This is a genomic window from Aliiroseovarius sediminis (assembly GCF_022678485.1).
Classification (GTDB): Bacteria; Pseudomonadota; Alphaproteobacteria; order Rhodobacterales; family Rhodobacteraceae; genus Aliiroseovarius; species Aliiroseovarius sediminis.
In genome coordinates, this window is record NZ_JALBYP010000026.1 from 293,072 (window position 1) to 310,339 (window position 17,268).

16 protein-coding genes are annotated in these 17,268 nt (G+C 59.0%); 11 read left to right on the forward strand and 5 right to left on the reverse strand.

Features of this window, described 5'->3' with window-relative positions; all coding sequences use genetic code 11:
* Positions 1-26: 26 nt before the first annotated feature.
* Positions 27-2,039, forward strand: a complete 2,013-nt coding sequence (locus tag MN186_RS07925) for an OmpA family protein (RefSeq protein WP_242113829.1) — start codon at positions 27-29, stop codon at positions 2,037-2,039.
* Positions 2,040-2,063: 24 nt separating this feature from the next.
* A complete protein-coding gene (locus MN186_RS07930) occupies positions 2,064-2,393 on the forward strand; it encodes a hypothetical protein (RefSeq protein ID WP_242113830.1) in 330 nt (109 codons plus the stop codon).
* Positions 2,394-2,408: 15 nt separating this feature from the next.
* On the opposite strand, the gene MN186_RS07935 is transcribed toward MN186_RS07930, so the two are convergent.
* Both MN186_RS07935 and MN186_RS07940 read right to left on the reverse strand, forming a co-directional pair.
* The gene (locus MN186_RS07935) at positions 2,409-4,454 is read right to left on the reverse strand and encodes an NADH:flavin oxidoreductase (protein WP_242113831.1); all 2,046 of its coding nucleotides are present in this window, start codon (positions 4,452-4,454) and stop codon (positions 2,409-2,411) included.
* A 10-nt stretch (positions 4,455-4,464) separates the two neighbouring features.
* Positions 4,465-6,021, reverse strand: coding sequence for a trimethylamine methyltransferase family protein (locus MN186_RS07940; RefSeq protein WP_242113832.1), 1,557 nt, complete (start codon positions 6,019-6,021; stop codon positions 4,465-4,467).
* Positions 6,022-6,105: 84 nt separating this feature from the next.
* Between MN186_RS07940 and MN186_RS07945 the strand changes: the two genes are divergently transcribed.
* Positions 6,106-6,723, forward strand: a complete 618-nt coding sequence (locus MN186_RS07945) for a TetR/AcrR family transcriptional regulator (protein ID WP_242113833.1) — start codon at positions 6,106-6,108, stop codon at positions 6,721-6,723.
* Positions 6,724-6,743: 20 nt separating this feature from the next.
* On the opposite strand, the gene MN186_RS07950 is transcribed toward MN186_RS07945, so the two are convergent.
* From MN186_RS07950 to MN186_RS07960, 3 genes are read right to left on the reverse strand one after another with little or no spacing between them, the layout of a single operon-like run.
* Positions 6,744-8,132, reverse strand: a complete 1,389-nt coding sequence (locus tag MN186_RS07950) for a sensor histidine kinase (protein ID WP_242113834.1) — start codon at positions 8,130-8,132, stop codon at positions 6,744-6,746.
* Positions 8,133-8,156: 24 nt separating this feature from the next.
* Positions 8,157-9,527 (reverse strand): dihydrolipoyl dehydrogenase family protein, encoded by a 1,371-nt coding sequence (locus tag MN186_RS07955; protein WP_242113835.1) that lies wholly within the window; start codon positions 9,525-9,527, stop codon positions 8,157-8,159.
* A 1-nt stretch (position 9,528) separates the two neighbouring features.
* A complete protein-coding gene (locus tag MN186_RS07960; RefSeq protein WP_242113907.1) occupies positions 9,529-10,266 on the reverse strand; it encodes a TVP38/TMEM64 family protein in 738 nt (245 codons plus the stop codon).
* 272 nt (positions 10,267-10,538) lie between these two features.
* Here MN186_RS07960 and rpmH point away from each other — a divergent pair, with 272 nt between their 5' ends.
* The 8 genes from rpmH to yihA all read left to right on the forward strand — a co-directional run bounded on the left by rpmH (position 10,539) and on the right by yihA (position 17,267).
* Positions 10,539-10,673: a 50S ribosomal protein L34 gene (rpmH, locus tag MN186_RS07965; protein ID WP_242113836.1), complete on the forward strand. Its 135-nt coding sequence runs from the start codon at positions 10,539-10,541 to the stop codon at positions 10,671-10,673.
* A gap of 17 nt (positions 10,674-10,690) precedes the next feature.
* Positions 10,691-11,131: a ribonuclease P protein component gene (rnpA, locus tag MN186_RS07970; RefSeq protein ID WP_242113837.1), complete on the forward strand. Its 441-nt coding sequence runs from the start codon at positions 10,691-10,693 to the stop codon at positions 11,129-11,131.
* Positions 11,128-11,379, forward strand: a complete 252-nt coding sequence (gene yidD, locus MN186_RS07975; RefSeq protein WP_242113838.1) for a membrane protein insertion efficiency factor YidD — start codon at positions 11,128-11,130, stop codon at positions 11,377-11,379. The genes rnpA and yidD overlap by 4 nt, the downstream gene beginning before the upstream one ends.
* A 39-nt stretch (positions 11,380-11,418) precedes the next feature.
* Positions 11,419-12,282, forward strand: a complete 864-nt coding sequence (gene ttcA, locus MN186_RS07980) for a tRNA 2-thiocytidine(32) synthetase TtcA (protein WP_255743922.1) — start codon at positions 11,419-11,421, stop codon at positions 12,280-12,282.
* 115 nt (positions 12,283-12,397) lie between these two features.
* Positions 12,398-13,930: a putative bifunctional diguanylate cyclase/phosphodiesterase gene (locus tag MN186_RS07985; protein WP_242113839.1), complete on the forward strand. Its 1,533-nt coding sequence runs from the start codon at positions 12,398-12,400 to the stop codon at positions 13,928-13,930.
* Between the two features lie 108 nt (positions 13,931-14,038).
* The gene (yidC, locus tag MN186_RS07990; protein ID WP_242113840.1) at positions 14,039-15,868 is read left to right on the forward strand and encodes a membrane protein insertase YidC; all 1,830 of its coding nucleotides are present in this window, start codon (positions 14,039-14,041) and stop codon (positions 15,866-15,868) included.
* Positions 15,865-16,617, forward strand: coding sequence for an MOSC domain-containing protein (locus tag MN186_RS07995; protein ID WP_420838912.1), 753 nt, complete (start codon positions 15,865-15,867; stop codon positions 16,615-16,617). The genes yidC and MN186_RS07995 overlap by 4 nt, the downstream gene beginning before the upstream one ends.
* Positions 16,614-17,267, forward strand: coding sequence for a ribosome biogenesis GTP-binding protein YihA/YsxC (gene yihA, locus MN186_RS08000; protein WP_242113842.1), 654 nt, complete (start codon positions 16,614-16,616; stop codon positions 17,265-17,267). Before MN186_RS07995 ends, yihA begins: the two co-directional genes overlap by 4 nt.
* Position 17,268 lies beyond the last annotated feature (1 nt).

The window sequence follows — 17,268 nt, forward strand, 5'->3', positions numbered from 1 at the left end:
TCTCACGTTAACGGACGCTGCTCAGTATGCGCCTTTCGCAAGTACTTTTGGTTCCTGCCTCGTTCTTCGTCGCAGCTTTGGTGTCATTGTTGGTGGCAAACCTAACCGTTTCGTCGATCGAGCGGTCATCGCTGGATTCGGTCAAGCGCGAGCTTTTCTTGCAAGGACACGAATGGACCCAAGTTCAGGCGGATGGTCTGCAAGTCATCCTGTCGGGTGTCGCACCCAACGAAGCCGCGCGGTTTCGCGCCCTGTCCACCGCGGGGACGGTCGTCGATTCAACCCGCGTCATCGACAACGTGATTATCCCAGACGCCGACGCCATTGATCCGCCGCGCTTTTCGATCGAGATTCTGCGCAACGATGCCGGCATCTCGATGATCGGGCTAATCCCCGCGAAATCCGACCGGGACGGGCTGAACGAAGATGTCCGCGCCATTGCCGGCGACGCCCATGTCACCGATTTGCTTGAGGTGGCCGATTATCCGGTTCCCGCCACGTGGGACGAGGTGCTGGCTTTCGCTGTCTATGCGCTTGAGACATTGCCACGTTCGAAGATCTCGATGGATGCGGACAAGGTGGCGATCACCGCGCTGGCTGACAGCGAGGCCCAAAAGACGACCTGGACGCGCAATCTGAAACGTGAATCCCCGCGCGCGGCACGTTTGTCGATTGATATTGCGGCCCCGCGCCCGGTGATTACCCCCTTTACCCTGCGCTTCATGATCGACGACAAAGGCGCGCGTTTTGATGCCTGTTCGGCCCACACGACCGAGGGCCGCAAGAAGATCATCGCTGCCGCGACCGATGCGGGCTTGACCGGTGGCGCCACATGTACATTGGGCCTGGGCGTGCCTTCGCCCGATTGGCCGGACGCCGTCGAAACCGGCATTCAGGCCGTGAAGGCACTGGGCGGCGGCTCGATCACCTTCTCGGATGCCGATGTGACGCTTGTGGCACCCGACACCACACAACAATCGGCCTTTGACCGTATCGTGGGCGAGTTGGAAAACGACCTGCCCGACCTTTATTCCCTGCATTCCGTGTTGCCCGCCCCGGTCAAGATTGATGGTAGTGGCGAAGGCGAAGGGCCGCCCGAGTTCGTCGCCACCCGCAGCCCCGAAGGGCTTGTGCAGCTTCGTGGACGTCTGACCGACGATACCCTGCGCAGCGCGACCGAAAGCTTTGCCCGCGCCAAGTTCGGAACGGCCAATGTCTATCCCGCAACACGGCTGGACCAGGACCTGCCGACCGACTGGCCCACCCGGGTTCTGGCCGCGTTGGACGCGCTGTCATATCTGACCAGCGGCGCAGCTGTGGTTCAGCCTGAGGTCGTGGATATCAGCGGCCTGACCGGCGACCAAGACGCTAGTGCCGCAGTCTCGCGCATCCTCAGCGAAAAACTGGGTGCGTCGGAGAATTTTCAGGTCAGTGTGGAGTATAAAGAGGAACTGGACCCGCGCCACGCCCTACCCAGCCCGGAACAATGTGCTGCCGACATCAACGCGGTGCTTGCCAAGGCCAAGATCACTTTCGCCCCCGGTTCCGCGAATATCGAGGCGTCAGCGGCGGAGTCGGTCGATAAGATCGCAGAGATCATGAAGGATTGCGCCGATGTCCGCATGGAAATCGCCGGTTACACCGACAGCCAAGGGCGCGAAGAAATGAACCTTGCCCTGTCCAAAAGCCGGGCCCAAGCGGTTCTTAATGCGCTTTTAACCCGCCGCATTTTGACCACAAACCTGACAGCGGAAGGATATGGCGAAGCCGATCCCATCGCCGATAACACCACCGCTGCAGGTCGCGAAGCCAATCGGCGCATCGAATTCCGCCTGTTAGAAGCAACGACGACTGACGACGAAGACGGCGAAGCCTCGGACGATGACGCAACAGAACCGGACGACGGCGCCAGCAATTCGGACGCCCCTGATCCGGCAGAAGAAGGCGACGATACCACCGACCCCGACGCAGAATCCCCGCCCGAGGTCGCAACCCCCGACGACGACGACGCCCGCCCCCAACCACGCCCTGAACGCTAGGCTAACAAGCAAGGACTTTCGCCGATGAACAGAACCGAGTTTATCATCGTCACTGCCATCATCCTGTTCGTGGCCTTTGCGCTGGGGTGGTTTGCCCATTGGCTGATCAATCGTTTCGTGCAGGTTCCCGGCGATGAGATGGGCGAGCTGGACAGGATGGCCCAAGCCCTGCACGAGGCAGAAGAAACCCGCGATCAGGCCGTAGCATACCTGCAACAGCGCGAGGCCGAGATGTCCAATCAGCTGCACCAGACCGAGGCCGAACTAAGCGCTGCGATGGACGGCCTGCGCGATGCGCGGCATGAAGCCGGCGAATTACGCGCTTATATCGAACGTGTGCAGCAGGGCGCCTGACGCAAGGCGCGCCCCTCAGATGTCCTTGACCAGCCGCAACGCGTCATAGATTGCCGCGTGCGTGTTGCGCGCCGCCACCGCATCGCCAATACGGAACAACTGGAATGCGCCGTCTGGATTGGTGTGGATGGTCTGCGCGCGCCCTTGGGTCAGAGCGTTCTGATCCACCTCGCCCCGGTTCAAGGACGCTTCTTTCAGGTCGAAATACAGATCCGCCATCGGCACGGTGCCGTAATTTACCACCACCTGATCATAGCTGGCCTGACGGGTTAGGTCGGAATAATCCGTGCCGATGGTCACGCGCAGACGGTTGCCGTCGCGGGCAATGTCCAAAAGCCGCTCGGTCACGGTGAAGCGCACACCCTTGGGCTGCAACGAGCGCATGTAGGGCACAAGGTTCATCGCCATGATATCGGGTGCAAAGGTGCGGTCGGGCGTCATGACCTCGACCCGCGCGCCTGTTTCTGCCGCGACTTCGGCGGCTTGCAGGGCCGGGTGGTCGCCACTTTCGTCATAGATCAGCACGTCGCCTGCGCATTTCACATCCCCCGCGATCACGTCCCAAGCGCTGATCGCCAGATCCTGTTCGCCTTGCGTTTCAAACAACTCAAGATTGGGCAGGCCACCGGTGGCGATGATTACCACGTCAGGGTTAAGCGCGATGATATCGGCGGCCTCGACCCATGTATTGAAATGAAACGTCACATCGCGGGTTGCGCATTGCGCCATGCGCCATTCGATAATGCCGATCATCTCGCGCCGCCGTGGAGTTTGTGCGGTCAGGCGCACCTGTCCCCCGGGGTCTGGCTGGGCCTCGAACACTGTCACATCGTGGCCCCGTTCGGCGGCGACGCGCGCGGCCTCTAACCCTGCGGGACCGGCGCCCACCACGACGACCTTGCGCGCTTGGGTGGCGCGGGTAATCACATGCGGCATGGTCAGTTCGCGCCCGGTGGCAGCGTTATGGATGCACAGCGCATCGCCCGCCTGATATATCCGGTCCAAACAATAGGTTGCGCCAACGCAAGGACGGATATCATCCTCGCGCCCTTCGACAATTTTTTGCACGATATGCGGGTCGGCCATGTGCGCGCGTGTCATGCCCACCATATCCAGAAGCCCCGCCGAGACCGCGTGACGCGCCGTCGCCACATCAGGGATACGCGCGGCGTGGAAGGTGGGCATCCCAGTCGCCTCGCGCACCGCACCCGCGAAATCCAGATGTGGGGCAGATTTCATCCCCTGCACCGGGATCACATCGGTCAGCGCGGGATCGGTATGAATGCGTCCACGGATTACGTTCAGGAAGTCGATCTGCCCCGTATCTTTGAAGGTACGCGCCATTTCCAAACCGTCGTGCGGGCTGATGCCGCCCTTTTCCGCCTCGTCCGCCGTATAGCGTATGCCAAGCAGGAACTCGGGCCCGACGCGATCGCGGATGGCCTGGATCACGTCCAGCGCAAACTGCATCCGCGTCTTAAGGGTGCGACCACCGTAAGGCCCGTCCAACCGGTTAGTTAGGGGCGAGAAGAACTGGTCGATAAGATGGCCGTAAGCCTCAAGCTCAATCCCGTCCATGCCGCCTGCCTTCATGCGCTCGGCGGCGTCGGCGTAATCGGATATAATGCGGTCGATGTCCCAATCCTCGATCACTTTGGGAAAGGCGCGATGGGCCGGTTCGCGGTGCGGTGTGGGGGCGACCGACGGCAGCCAATCACCCTTGTTCCACCCAGTGCGCCGCCCCAGATGGGTCAGCTGGATCATCACCGCCGCGCCATGCTCATGGCACGCATCGGTCAGGTTCTTGATCCACGGCACCACCTCGTCCTTATAGGCAAGGATGTTGTTAAACACGGGCGGGCTATCCTTTGACACCGCTGCTGATCCTGCCGTCATGGTTAAAGCCACCCCAGCTTTCGCGCGTTCGGCGTGATAGGCGGCATAACGCTCTTTCGGCATCCCATCTTCAGGGTAAGCCGGTTCGTGGCTGGTGGTCATGATTCGGTTGCGAAGGGTCAGGTGGCCCAATTGATAGGGCTGCAAAAGGGGATCGTTGGACATATCGTTTTCCTTAATACCAAGCGTCGTCCATTGACGCTTTCTTGCGGGCGATGAAATCTTGCAGCGCCTCATCTGTCGAAGGGTCAATCGGCGGCGGTTGGTAGGCGGCCAGTTGCGCTTTCCAGCGCAGGTTGGCGCGGGTTGCCATGTTAACCTCGCCCTGTTCACCCCATGTCTCCCATGGCTGGTTGTCATCCAGCGCGCTGTCGTAATAGGCGGTTTTGTAGTGGCGCATCGTGTGTTGGGTCGAAAACAGATGCTCGCCCGGCCCCTGTTCAGCCAGCGCGTCAAAGCCCAGCGTATCATCGTTCACCGCAACCCCGTCCAGATAGGAATGAAGCGCGCCGCACAGGTCAAGGTCGAGCATGAATTTCTCGTAAGACATCGACAGAAGCCCATCCAGAAATCCGGCAGAATGAAGAACGAAATTCGCTCCGCATTGGACGGCTGACATCATCGACATCATCGCCTGTTGCATCGCCTGCGCGTCCGGCAATTTCGAGGTCGAGAAGTTGCCAGCACAGCGCAAGGGCAAATTCAGCCGCCGCGCCAGTTGTCCGTAGACCAGACTGCCCAGCGCCGGTTCTGCCGTGCCGAATGTCGGGGAGCCCGAGCGTAGCGACATGGAACTGAGGAAGCTGGCCAGCACCACAGGGGCGCCGGGGCGTTCCAATTGCGCAATCGCGCAAGACACCATGCTTTCGGCCAAGCATTGTGCGACCGATCCGGCCATGGTCAAGGGCGACACCGCGCCGCCCAGCAGAAACGGCAGGTGGATCGATCCCTGCCCCGCCTTGGCATATTCGCGGATACCTTGCGAGGTTACACCGTCAATCACCAACGGGCTGGTCGTGTTGAAATTACCCATGATGACGCAGTTCTGATCAACAAAATCGGCGCCGAACAGAACGCGGCACATCTCGACGCTGTCGGCGGCACGCTCGGGCGCGGTGATCGACCCCAAGAAGGGCCGATCCGAGAACCGTATATGGGCATAGACCATATCCAGATGGCGCTTGTTCACCGGAATGTCGGTGGGTTCACAGACCGTGCCGCCTGAATGATGCAGCCAAGGGCTTGCCTGTCCCAGCTTCACAAAGTTCTGGAAATCTTCGATCGTTCCATAACGCCGCCCCTTGTCCAGATCCATCACGAAAGGGCTGCCATAAGACGGGGCGAACACCACATTGTCGCCGCCAATCTGAACATTGTTCGCGGGGTTTCGGGCGTGTTGGGTGAACTCGGACGGGGCGGTTTTCAGGATCTTGCGGATCATGCCGGGCGGGAACTTGATGTTACAGCGGTCTGCATCCAGTTCCGTAACTTGCCCGCCCGCTTGGCGAAACAGAGCGACGGTTTCGGGGTCATCGCGAAACTCGATCCCGATTTCGGCCATGATGCGTTCGGCCGTCGCCTCGATCTGTTCAAGCGCCTCGGTGCCCAGAATGTCATAGGTCGGAATGCCGCGTTTGATGAAGGGGCGCTCCAGATGCGGATTCTGCCCGGGCTGGCCGTCACGCCCCGCGCGCGCAGTGCCACGGCGGCGCCGCTTAACGACTTCGTTCATCGCAACCTCCCTTTTGCGAGTCCTCCATCTTACATATCTGTCATCATGTTTGACACCTGTGTCAAGTTTTCTTATACCCCATCCATGAACCAATTGTCACCAAACCGCCCACGCGCCTCGGACCAGATGTGGCTGGATGCGGCTCTGGACCTGTTAGTGGAAGCCGGGGTTGACGCCGTTAAGGTCATGCCGCTGGCCAAGCAATTGGGGCTGACTCGCACCGGGTTCTATCACCATTTCCGCGATCGCGAGGCATTGCTGGACGCAATGATTGCCCGCTGGGAAGACAAGAACACCGGCAATTTGATCGACCGGTGCGACGCCTATGCGGAAACCATCTGCGAAGCTATGTTCAACCTGCAGGATTGCTGGGTCGACTGGGATCTGTTCGACGCCCCGCTGGACAACGCCATCCGGCACTGGGCCCGAACCGATGCCGACCTAAAACAGCGACTAGATCAGGCAGACAACCGCCGGAAAACCGCGATTGTCGCGATGTTCCAACGCTTTGGATATGAAGCCGATGACGCCGAAATTCGCGCAATGACGATCCTTTATACTCAGGCCGGGTATATCGCGATGGAGATCGCCGAAGCCCCGGCCGATCGGATCGCCCGCGTTCCCGCCTATGTGCGGCTGTTCACCGGCCAAGACCCATCAAGAAACGAGGTTGAGCGTTTCCGTGCGCGCCACGGCTTTTGAAAGCGGTACGTGCAGTGGTCTTATGCCTCGTGGTCGATTTCCTTGGGCAAAGTCATAAGGAACGCCGTGCCGTCCGGCCCCGACTTTTCCAACTTCAACGTACCACCGTGGCCGCGCACCAGTTCCGCAGCGATGGCCAACCCAAGGCCAGACCCCCCTTTGCGGTTGGTGCCAGCGAAGGGCTGAAACAGATGGTCTTTTGTCCGTTGGGGCAAGCCCGGCCCGGTATCGACCACCCGTATCTGCCAATCGGTGTCGGTCTCGGTCGCTTGCACCGCGACCTCGCCCGGTTTGCCCGATGTTTCGATCGCCTGACGTGCATTGCGTACAAGGTTCGACAGAACGCGGTAAAGCTGTTCGGGATCCGCGCGCAGGGTCAGGCCTGCCGGAATATCCTCGGCAAAGGAAATGTCGTGGTCACCCGCTGACAGCCGTTCGCTGTCAAAAATATCCCCCGTCAGATCGGCCAACGTAATCCAGTTCAGCGACGGGGCGGGTTCTTCCGCCTTGCCGAAAGTCAACGTGTTTTCACACAGGCTGACCGCGCGGTGGATTGAATTTACAAGCTTCGGCCCCACGCGTTTGACGGTAGGGTCCTGGCTTGTCTCCATCCGGTCGGCAAACAGTTGCGCAGTGGTCAGGATGTTGCGCAGATCGTGGCTGATCCGGGCGACAGCGCCGCCCAGCTGGGCCAGCCGCTCTTTCTGTTTCAATGCGCCGGTCAGCTCGGTTTGCAGACTTCTCAGGGCCTGCTCCGCCTCGCGCAGTTCGGTGACATTGGTGCTGGGCTGCATGATCCTGCGGGCGTCTTCAGGATCGGCAGCATAGTCCTTCATGTTGTCAATCACCCGCTTGATGGGCCGCACCATCAGCGACCGCACCGCCAAGAACAAAAGCCCTGCCGTGACGACCGAGATGACCGCCGACAGATAGAAGATGTTCAACCCGTATTCCAGCATCGCCGCGCGCAGCTTGCCGGTCATCATTGTGATTTCGATTACCAGCCCGCCTTCGCGCACAGGGTCACCGATGACGCGGATTACCTCGGGTTCGGGGGTGAACAGGCGCAACATCGCGTCGCGGATTGATGTGTAGGGCGTCGATTGGCGCAGGTCATAGGTGCGATCGACCGTTTCAGGCAGCGGCGAGGACAGCATCAGTTCGCGCACTTCGTCACGGCGAAGGACGACATTATAGACCTCGGCATTTTCCAGAAGCTCGGCTTCCAGATCGGGTGCAATGATGTCATCGGCAAGAAGAACCAGCGACGCGATCTGTGCGCGTTCCAGCCGGGTTTTCAGGTAATCCTCGCGAAACCGCGCGACCGAGGGCACGAAGATCAACACTTCGGCCAGCATGACGAACACCGTCGTCAAGATCAGGAAACGGCCTGAAAGAGTGTTGAACACAGTACGCGCTCCGCCCTAGGTTTGCTACGGAAGGACCTTTTGCACCAGACCGACAATCCGCTTGATCCAAGGGTTATCAAACAGTCGCGGCGAGAAATAGACCCCAGCGACACGTTTGCTGACTTCTGCCATCGTGGGATAGGGGGCGACCATGCCGGCGATCTGGCTCATTTTCAAATTGTTGGCGAAAGCCAACGCCCACAGGTTGATCATTTCACCCGCGCCCGGCCCCACGATTGACACACCAACGGGCCGCCCCTTGACCACCATCACCTTGATCAGCCCATCGGTTTGTTCGGTGGCAATCGCACGGTCGTTACCAGCGAAATCAAACCGCGCAACGTCCAGCCCGTCGCCGTGTTTATCACGCGCCTGCGCCTCGGTCAGGCCAATTTGGGCCAGCTCGGGCGAGGTATAGGTGGCCCAGGGAATGTGATCGGTGCGGTTCTTCGATGACAGACCAAACAGCATCGAGCGGATAATCACCCCCGCCTGATACCCCGCCACATGGGTAAATTGCAGCCCGCCCGCCACATCGCCAATCGCATAGACCCTGCGGTTCGTGGTGCGCAGGCTTGCGTCCACCTTTATGCCGGCGCGCGTTTGCTCAATGCCTGCGGCGTCTAGGTTCAGCTTGTCCGTGTTGGCTTTTCGCCCCACCGCGACCAGCAGGTGCGAGCCTTTGAAGACGCGCCCATCTTTGACCTCCACCTCGATCGCGCCGCCCTTACCGCGCACCTCGGCGGCCATCGCGTCTTCTTCAATGGCGATCCCCTCGCCCCGCAAGACTTCCAGCACTTGCGCGGCCAGTTCCGCGTCGTCCTTGCCCAGCGCCTTCGCACCTTCAATCACGGTCACATCGCAGCCCAGCCGTCGATGCGCCTGTGCCATTTCCAGCCCAATCGGCCCGCCGCCAATGATGAGCAGGTGCTTGGGTTGTTCTTTCAGATCAAAAAGCGTTTCGTTCGTCAAATAAGGCACCTTGTCCAGCCCCGGAATGGGCGGCACGAAAGGCGATGATCCAGTGGCGATCACGAAACGGCGCGCCTCAATGATGTGGTCGCCCACCTCAACCTCGGTCGGCGAGATGAAGCGACCATCGTCCTGAATGACACGCACGCCCAACCCTTCGAAGCGCTCGACCGAATCATGAGGCTCAATGGTGGCAATCGTTTTGCGGATGTGCGCGTGGGCGCTATCCCAACCCATCCCTGTCTTCGCCGCATGAAGCAGAGCCTTGGACGGCACGCAGCCATAATTCAGACAATCGCCGCCCATTTTGTGGCCCTCAAGCAGCACGACCGACGCGCCCATCTGAACCGCGCCAGACGCAACTGACAGCCCACCCGAGCCGCCGCCAATCACACAAACGTCCGTCTTGATGCGCTGTGTCATCTCATGGTCCTTTGTTGAAACGCTTCAGCGCCATGGGCAGGGCCGCGAGCGCCGCCAGCCCCAGCATCGGCAGAAGGATGTGGGGTTGGAAGATCACCCCAAGGTCGGGCGCTTCGCCACGGGCGAACACCTCGCCCAGCCCCGCGCCGACCGAGGTATAGACTAATCCGCCCGGTATGATCCCCAAGAAGGTCGAGATCAGGAAGCGGTGCAGCGGTACGCCGACAAGCGCGGGGATCAGGTTTGCCACAAAGAAGGGAACGACTGGGACAAGTCGCATCAAGAACAGGACCGACCATTGATTTTCGTCTATCCCATCCTTGATGGCTTTGATCTTGCCGTCACTTGCCTCCATCCGGGCGGACAGCTTTTCGCCCAGCCCCCAGCGGGCAGCCAGAAAGATGATTGTCGCGCCGATGGTGGCTGCGGTGACGTTGAACATCACGCCTGGAAAGATAGAAAACAGGAAGCCGCCGGTCAGTGTCGCAATGGTGGCTCCGGGCAGTGAAAAGCCGACGATCACCACATAGGCCACGATGAACACCAGTATGGTCGCAGCATAATTGGCATCACGAAAAGCCAACAAAGCCTCGCGATTATCGGCGAGGGTCTTAAAGCTGAGATAGTCGCGCAGCGTGAACGCTCCAATCACGGCAACCGCGACGATCACAAGCAGCGGTATGTGACGCAGGGCCGGGTGGCGCGCCTTGTTGCTTGCATCCGAATTAGGATCGGTCATCATCATGAATCTTTCCTGCCCGGCACCGCGGTTTTGACCGGGCGCCTGCTTCACGTTGGGTTGCTGGCAGGGTGGGCGCATAATCCGGCCTTGCCCACCCCCTTCACGCGTGATTGAACCAAGGTGACCGAAACGGGGCCACCTGTAACAATGTCTGCGAAAACTTGTCATCATGTATTTGACTTGGCCCCGAATGCCCCCTATAGACCGGGCTTCGAATAACCCTCGCTCCGAATCCACCGGGATTGGGACGAAAATGACGGAGACGGGCGATGAAACGCACCTACCAACCTTCGAACCTGGTTCGCAAACGCCGCCACGGCTTCCGTGCGCGCATGTCCACCGTGGCTGGCCGCAAGATCCTGAACGCGCGCCGTGCACGCGGTCGGAAATCGCTGAGCGCATAAGCCGTCGGGCCGCAGGTATGTCTGCGCCCAAAGCTGGCACATTGAAAACCGCCGGGGCCGAAGGGTCTGCGGCGGTTTCCGTTTGCGCGGATGATCCAAACATTCCGACTTTGACCAAGCGTCGGGATTTTCTGGCCGCCGCCCGCGCGCGCCGTGCGCCCGCGCCTGCTTTCCTGTTGCAGGCACGCAAGAGGCGCGACACTGAAACGGCCCCACCCGAACAGATACGCATCGGATATACCTGTTCGAAAAAGGTCGGCAACGCTGTGGCACGCAACCGCGCCAAACGTCGCCTGCGCGCCATCGCACGCGAGGTGTTGCCGACTCATGGCAAGCCCGGCTGGGATTATGTGCTGATCGGTCGCGCTGAAAAAACCGCCAACCGTGATTATCTGAAGATGAAAGCCGACCTCGTCCACGCCATCGAACAGATCCACGCGCCGCGCAAAAAACCATGAACCCCGCCGTTTACATCCTGTCCTTGCCCATCCGGGCCTATCGGCTGGTTTTCAGCCCTTGGGTCGGTTTTAATTGCCGCTATCAACCAACCTGCAGCGCCTATGCGCTTGAGGCATTGCAAAAACACGGCGCAATCAAGGGTGGCTGGCTCGCAGCGAAACGGATCGTGCGCTGCAACCCGTGGGGATCGTGCGGCTATGATCCGGTGCCTGATACGGACAACAACGACCACCCTGACGCCCCCTGAGCACTTGCCAGACCGGGTGAAAGTGCTTAGACGCCGCCCATGGAAAATTTGATCACCAACGATCTGGATGACATCCACCCGCTGTTCCACGGTGCGCCCTCGACCACCGAGTTCAAGAAGCTGCGCAAGCGCATCATGCGCAATGTGCGCGAGGCGCTGGACCAATATGGAATGGTCGAACGCGGTGCGAAATGGCTGGTTTGCCTGTCGGGCGGCAAGGACAGTTATACGATGCTCGCCGCGCTTTACGAGCTGAAATGGCGCGGCCTTCTGCCGGTTGAACTGCTGGCCTGTAATCTGGACCAAGGGCAGCCAGGCTTTCCCGCCACCGTGTTGCCCGAGTTCTTGGAGCGGATGCAGGTGCCCAACCGGATCGAATACGAAGACACCTATTCGATCGTGATGGACAAGATCCCGCAGGGGCGCACCTTCTGTTCGCTCTGTTCACGCCTGCGCCGCGGCAACCTTTACCGAATCGCGCGGGAAGAAGGATGTTCGGCAGTCGTGCTCGGCCATCATCGCGACGACATCCTCGAGACGTTCTTCATGAACCTGTTCCACGGCGGGCGGCTGGCGACAATGCCCCCGAAACTGGTTAATGAGGAAGGTGATCTGTTTGTGTATCGCCCGCTCGCCCATGTTGCCGAGGCAGACTGCGAAAGATTCGCCACTCAGATGAATTATCCGATCATCCCCTGCGACCTATGCGGGTCACAGGACGGCTTGCAACGCCAACAAGTCAAGAAGATCCTCGATGGGTGGGAGGCAAACTTCCCCGGTCGCCGGCAAATCATGTTCAAAGCTCTGATGAACACACGACCAAGCCACCTTCTGGATCCACAGCTCTTTGATTTCAAAGGGTTGGAGCGCCATTTTCCGACCAATCAAGACAATTCGCTGTAATTTCCTGTTTTGCGTTAACGTCTGATTGACTACATGTTCCTAGTTTGTCCTTTAAAGGGCGCTCAACCAAACACGCCGTCTTTTCGTGTTTGATGCGCCGGCAAAGGATTGGGTCATGGCAAGAATTCAAGGATCTGAGCGATTGAAAAAACGCGTGCGGGCAGCGCTGACGGCGCCTCATCTTGCCGCGTTCCTGCCAGCGGTCATGATCTTCGCCTATTGGTATGGTGGTGAGCACCTGATGGTCTTTGTCGCCATCCTGTTTCCCGGACTTCTTGCCGTGGGTGGGGCATTAACACGACCGTCACCGCGAACAGGGGCGGTCAAAGATCCGACTACCGGCCTGCCCTTTCGGCCCAAGCTGATAGCGCAGCTGGACCATGGGTTTGAAAGCAACGCCGAATACGAAAAGTCCTGTCTGATCTTGGAAATCGATGATTTTCAGAAGCTTAGCGCGCATTTGGGTGCGGCCGGCATGCACCAAGTTCTCGCGACGCTTTCAGACCGTGTGCGGGCCGCTTTGCGCGAAACAGATTTGGTCTGCTTCTTGGATACGGGCAGATTCGGTATCTCGATCGACAAACGGCAGCGCGCCGATCTAGAAGCCACGCTGCAACTGGCCGCGCGGCTGCAGGCTGCAGTCAGCGAACCGATTTCGATCGACCAGACGCGAGTTCTGTTGTCGTCCTGTATCGGTTTCGCACTGCCAAGCCGCGCACCCGAAGCGACGGGCGAGGCGTTATTTGCCGCCGCCGAAAGCGCACTGGATGTGGCATTGCTGGGCGGGCCAGGCTCAGTGCGGGCGTTCTCGAATGGGATGGCCACACGCGTTGGGCGCTGTGAACACAACCGCGTTGACTTGAGCCGCGCCCTTGATACGGGTGAGATGTTGCCGTGGTTCCAGCCGCAAGTCTGCGTCAAGACTGGTCGCATTACGGGGTGCGAGGCCTTGGTGCGTTGGCAGCATCCGACCATGGGGCTGATCGCCCCCGGCGCCTTTTTGCCCGCGATTGCCAAAGCCGGCCTGATGGAGCGGTTGGGGCAGGTCGTCCTTTTTGGTGCATTGTCAGCGTTGCGGGACTGGGATCTTCAAGGGGCCAAAATCCCCACCGTGGCAATCAACATTTCGGCTGATGAACTGAACGATCCCAGCCTGTCCGAGAAGATCAAGTGGGAACTTGATCGGTTCGACGTTCAGCCCGAGCGTCTGATCATCGAGATCCTTGAAAATGTGATTGCACAAACCGAGGATGACGTCGCCCGACACAATATCCATGCGCTCGCAAAAATGGGTTGCAAGATCGACCTTGATGATTTCGGCACAGGAAATGCCTCGATCGCAAGTATTGCACGCTTCGATGTTCATCGGATCAAGATCGATCGATCCTTCGTCACCCATATTGATACCGACAGCGATCAACAGAACATGATCTCTGCGATATTAACGATGACCCGCCAGTTGGCCGTTGGCACGGTGGCCGAAGGTGTTGAAACCCACGGCGAATTCACAAAGCTTGTCGAACTCGGCTGCCAGTATGCACAGGGCTATTCGATTGCAAAACCGATGCCTGCGCACGCATTCGCAGATTGGGCAAGAGCACACGAACCGAAAAACATCCAACCCAACACGTTTCCCAAACTTGCATGACGTCGCGAACCACCAACGTTTCAAAGACGGACAGCCTAAAACTGCTTGACCTTTTGCGCCCTGCCCTGTTGAACCACTCTGACCGAAATTGATGAGTGGTAGGGCCCAATGGACGACCAGAACAAGAACTTGATCTTCGCAACAGTGCTGAGTTTTCTTGTCATCACTGGGTGGATGATCATGTTTCCACCGGCCGACCCCGCCCCGGTTACCACCCCTGCCGAGCAGGTCGAAGCTGACGGCCAAGTCATTCCTCCCGCGCCCACATCAAACAACGCCACGACGGTGGCCACGGCTGAAGATGTCTCGCAGCAGCAAGCCGACGTGGGCCGCGTCGACATCGACACACCCGAGTTATCGGGTTCCATCTCGCTTCTGGGCGGCCGGTTGGACGATCTGAAGCTGAAAGCCTATCACGTCGAACTTTCCAAAGAGAGCGACATCGTCACCTTGCTGCGCCCCACCGGTGAACCCGAGGCATACTACGCCCTGTATGGCTGGACCCCCGGCGGGCAAACCGCGTTGGAAGACGTGCCGGGCCCAACCACAATTTGGTCAGTCGAAGGCAATGCCAAATTGACCGCGGAAACCCCGGTTACTCTGCGTTGGGACAACGGCAACGGCTTATCATTCCGACGCACTATATCGGTCGATGAAAATTTCATGTTCACGATCGAACAATCTGTCCAAAATACAAGCGATCAAACCCACCGCATGGCACCCTATGGCGTGCTGGCGCGCCACGGTGAACCTTCTGATCTGAAGGGCTTTTTCATCCTTCACGAAGGCGCGCTTCGTCAGAACGACGATAAACGCGAGTATTTCAAATACAAACATCTACGCGATATGGATGACAGCGACGAGATCTCCAAACGTTGGTCAACGCCCGGCTTGATCGCGGATGCCAAGAAAGTGACCGAGGGCGGTTGGACGGGCTTCACGGACCATTACTGGATGACCGTTCTGATCCCCGACGAACAGCAGGCGTTTTCATCAGTTTTTCAGTATGCAGAAAACAGTGACACGTTTCGCACCTACGCTCAGATGGAAACTCTGACCGTAGCGCCGGGTGAAAAACAAAGCGTCGAAACGCGGCTTTTCGCGGGTGCGAAAGAATGGCAAACCATTCGCGATTATGAGAAATCTGGAAATGTCAAAAACTTCCTTGATACGATTGACTGGGGTCTATTCTTCTTCCTGACCAAGCCAATTTTCGCCGTGCTTCATTGGCTAAACGCCGTAATCGGTAACATGGGCTGGGCGATCATCGGCCTGACGCTGGTGATCAAGGCTGTCCTGTTCCCGCTGGCCTATAAATCCTACGTCTCGATGGCGAAGATGAAAGAGCTGCAGCCGCAGATGGAGGCCTTGAAGGAACGCGCAGGCGACGACCGCACGAAACTGCAACAAGAAATGATGGAGCTCTACAAACGTGAGAAGGTGAACCCGGCGTCGGGCTGCCTGCCCATTCTTTTGCAAATTCCGATTTTTTTCTCGCTTTACAAGGTGATCTTCGTCACGCTGGAACTGCGGCACGCACCGTGGATCGGCTGGATCAACGACCTTTCCGCACCTGATCCCAGCTCGATCCTGAACCTGTTCGGCCTTCTGTCTTATGCCCCCCCCGGACCGGAAAGCTTGCTGGCCATCATTTCACTGGGTGTTCTGCCGATCATTCTTGGGATTTCGATGTGGTTGCAGCAGAAGCTGAACCCGGCCCCCACCGATCCGACACAGGCGATGATCTTCGCGTGGATGCCTTGGGTGTTCATGTTCATGCTGGGTCAGTTCGCATCGGGCTTGGTGATCTATTGGATCGCGAACAACACGATTACGTTCATTCAGCAATACACGATCATGCGCAGCCACGGGCACAAACCCGATGTTCTGGGCAATGTGTTGAAAACTTTTAAACGCAAGTCGAAGGACGCAAGTTGATGGCACATGTCGCCGAAATTTGGCGGCACCCCATCAAGTCGCACGGGCGCGAGGCATTGCGGGATGTGCTGTTGCAAGCAGGTGAATGCCTGCCGCACGACCGCCACTGGGCCGTTGCGCACGAGGCCGCGAAGCTGGTCGAGGGGCAGTGGGCACCATGCGCAAATTTCTCTCGCGGATCGAAAGCCCCCCTTCTAATGGCTTTGAGTGCCAGCTTCGACGCCGACGCCAACATGGTCACATTGACCCACCCGCAGCGGCCGGATCTGACGATAAACCCGGACCGGGCCGAAGACAACGCGCGGTTCATCGAATGGATCACGCCGCTTTGCCGACCTGAGCGGGCGGCACCAGACCGGATCGTCAAAGCAGATCGGGGAATGACGGATACTGATTTTCCGTCTGTCTCGCTGATCAATCTGGCATCGCACAAGGCGGTTGAAAATCATTTGAAGCAAGAGCTTTCGCCACTGCGTTGGCGTGCAAACCTGCAACTGGCCGGGCTTGAAGCTTGGCAGGAGCGAACATGGATCGGCAAAACCGTTCGCGTCGGTGCGGCCGAACTGGAAATCCGCGAAGAAACTACGCGTTGTCTTGCCACGACGGCGAACCCCCGCACAGGCGACCGCGACGCGGACACGCTGGGCGCGCTGAGACAGGGCTGGGGGCATCAGGAATTCGGCGTCTACGGCTATGTCGCCAAACCCGGTATCGTGCGTGTCGACAGCCCGGTCGAGGTGATCGCATGACCCAGCTTCCGTTCCCTCTGGCGGACGAACCCGACCCGCAAGCGCACGAGGCGGGACGTCTTTTGTTCGCCGCCAACACCGATTTCCTGAAAGGCGTGGTCTCGATGGACGGCCTGCCCGCCCCCGACCGGATCGAGGTGTGCTTTGCAGGTCGATCAAATGTCGGAAAGTCCAGCCTGATCAACGCCCTGACGGGCCGCAAGGGGCTGGCCCGCGCGTCAAACACGCCCGGCCGCACGCAGGAAATCAACTTTTTTACGACGACCGATGGCCCCTATCTGGTGGACCTGCCGGGTTATGGCTATGCCAACGCGCCGGTGGCAGTGGTCGAAAAATGGCAGCGGTTGCTGAAATCCTATCTGTCTGGCCGGCAAAATCTGCGGCGAGCCTTCGTCCTGATTGATGCGCGCCACGGCGTAAAACCTGTGGATAACGAGATTATGTCGCTTTTGGATAAATCCGCCGTCACGTTTCAGGCGGTGCTGACCAAAGCTGATAAGGTTAAGGAAAAGGACCGCGAAAAAATGTTCGCGCAAGTGCGCGGTGCCTTGTCAAAACACCCAGCGGCCTTTCCCGAAATTGTGCTGACATCCTCGGACAAAGGGTTGGGGATCGAAACCTTGCGCGCAATCATCGCCACGCTGGACTGAC

Bases quoted from the DNA above. Each gene is read 5' to 3' on its own strand.
- yidC (WP_242113840.1), top strand. From the start codon at position 14,039: ATGGACGACCAGAACAAGAACTTGATCTTCGCAACAGTGCTGAGTTTT.
- MN186_RS07985 (WP_242113839.1), top strand. From the start codon at position 12,398: ATGGCAAGAATTCAAGGATCTGAGCGATTGAAAAAACGCGTGCGGGCA.
- rpmH (WP_242113836.1), top strand. From the start codon at position 10,539: ATGAAACGCACCTACCAACCTTCGAACCTGGTTCGCAAACGCCGCCAC.
- ttcA (WP_255743922.1), top strand. From the start codon at position 11,419: ATGGAAAATTTGATCACCAACGATCTGGATGACATCCACCCGCTGTTC.
- MN186_RS07925 (WP_242113829.1), top strand. From the start codon at position 27: ATGCGCCTTTCGCAAGTACTTTTGGTTCCTGCCTCGTTCTTCGTCGCA.
- MN186_RS07935 (WP_242113831.1), bottom strand. From the start codon at position 4,454: ATGTCCAACGATCCCCTTTTGCAGCCCTATCAATTGGGCCACCTGACC.
- MN186_RS07930 (WP_242113830.1), top strand. From the start codon at position 2,064: ATGAACAGAACCGAGTTTATCATCGTCACTGCCATCATCCTGTTCGTG.
- rnpA (WP_242113837.1), top strand. From the start codon at position 10,691: ATGTCTGCGCCCAAAGCTGGCACATTGAAAACCGCCGGGGCCGAAGGG.
- yihA (WP_242113842.1), top strand. From the start codon at position 16,614: ATGACCCAGCTTCCGTTCCCTCTGGCGGACGAACCCGACCCGCAAGCG.
- MN186_RS07945 (WP_242113833.1), top strand. From the start codon at position 6,106: ATGAACCAATTGTCACCAAACCGCCCACGCGCCTCGGACCAGATGTGG.
- yidD (WP_242113838.1), top strand. From the start codon at position 11,128: ATGAACCCCGCCGTTTACATCCTGTCCTTGCCCATCCGGGCCTATCGG.
- MN186_RS07940 (WP_242113832.1), bottom strand. From the start codon at position 6,021: ATGAACGAAGTCGTTAAGCGGCGCCGCCGTGGCACTGCGCGCGCGGGG.
- MN186_RS07960 (WP_242113907.1), bottom strand. From the start codon at position 10,266: ATGACCGATCCTAATTCGGATGCAAGCAACAAGGCGCGCCACCCGGCC.
- MN186_RS07955 (WP_242113835.1), bottom strand. From the start codon at position 9,527: ATGACACAGCGCATCAAGACGGACGTTTGTGTGATTGGCGGCGGCTCG.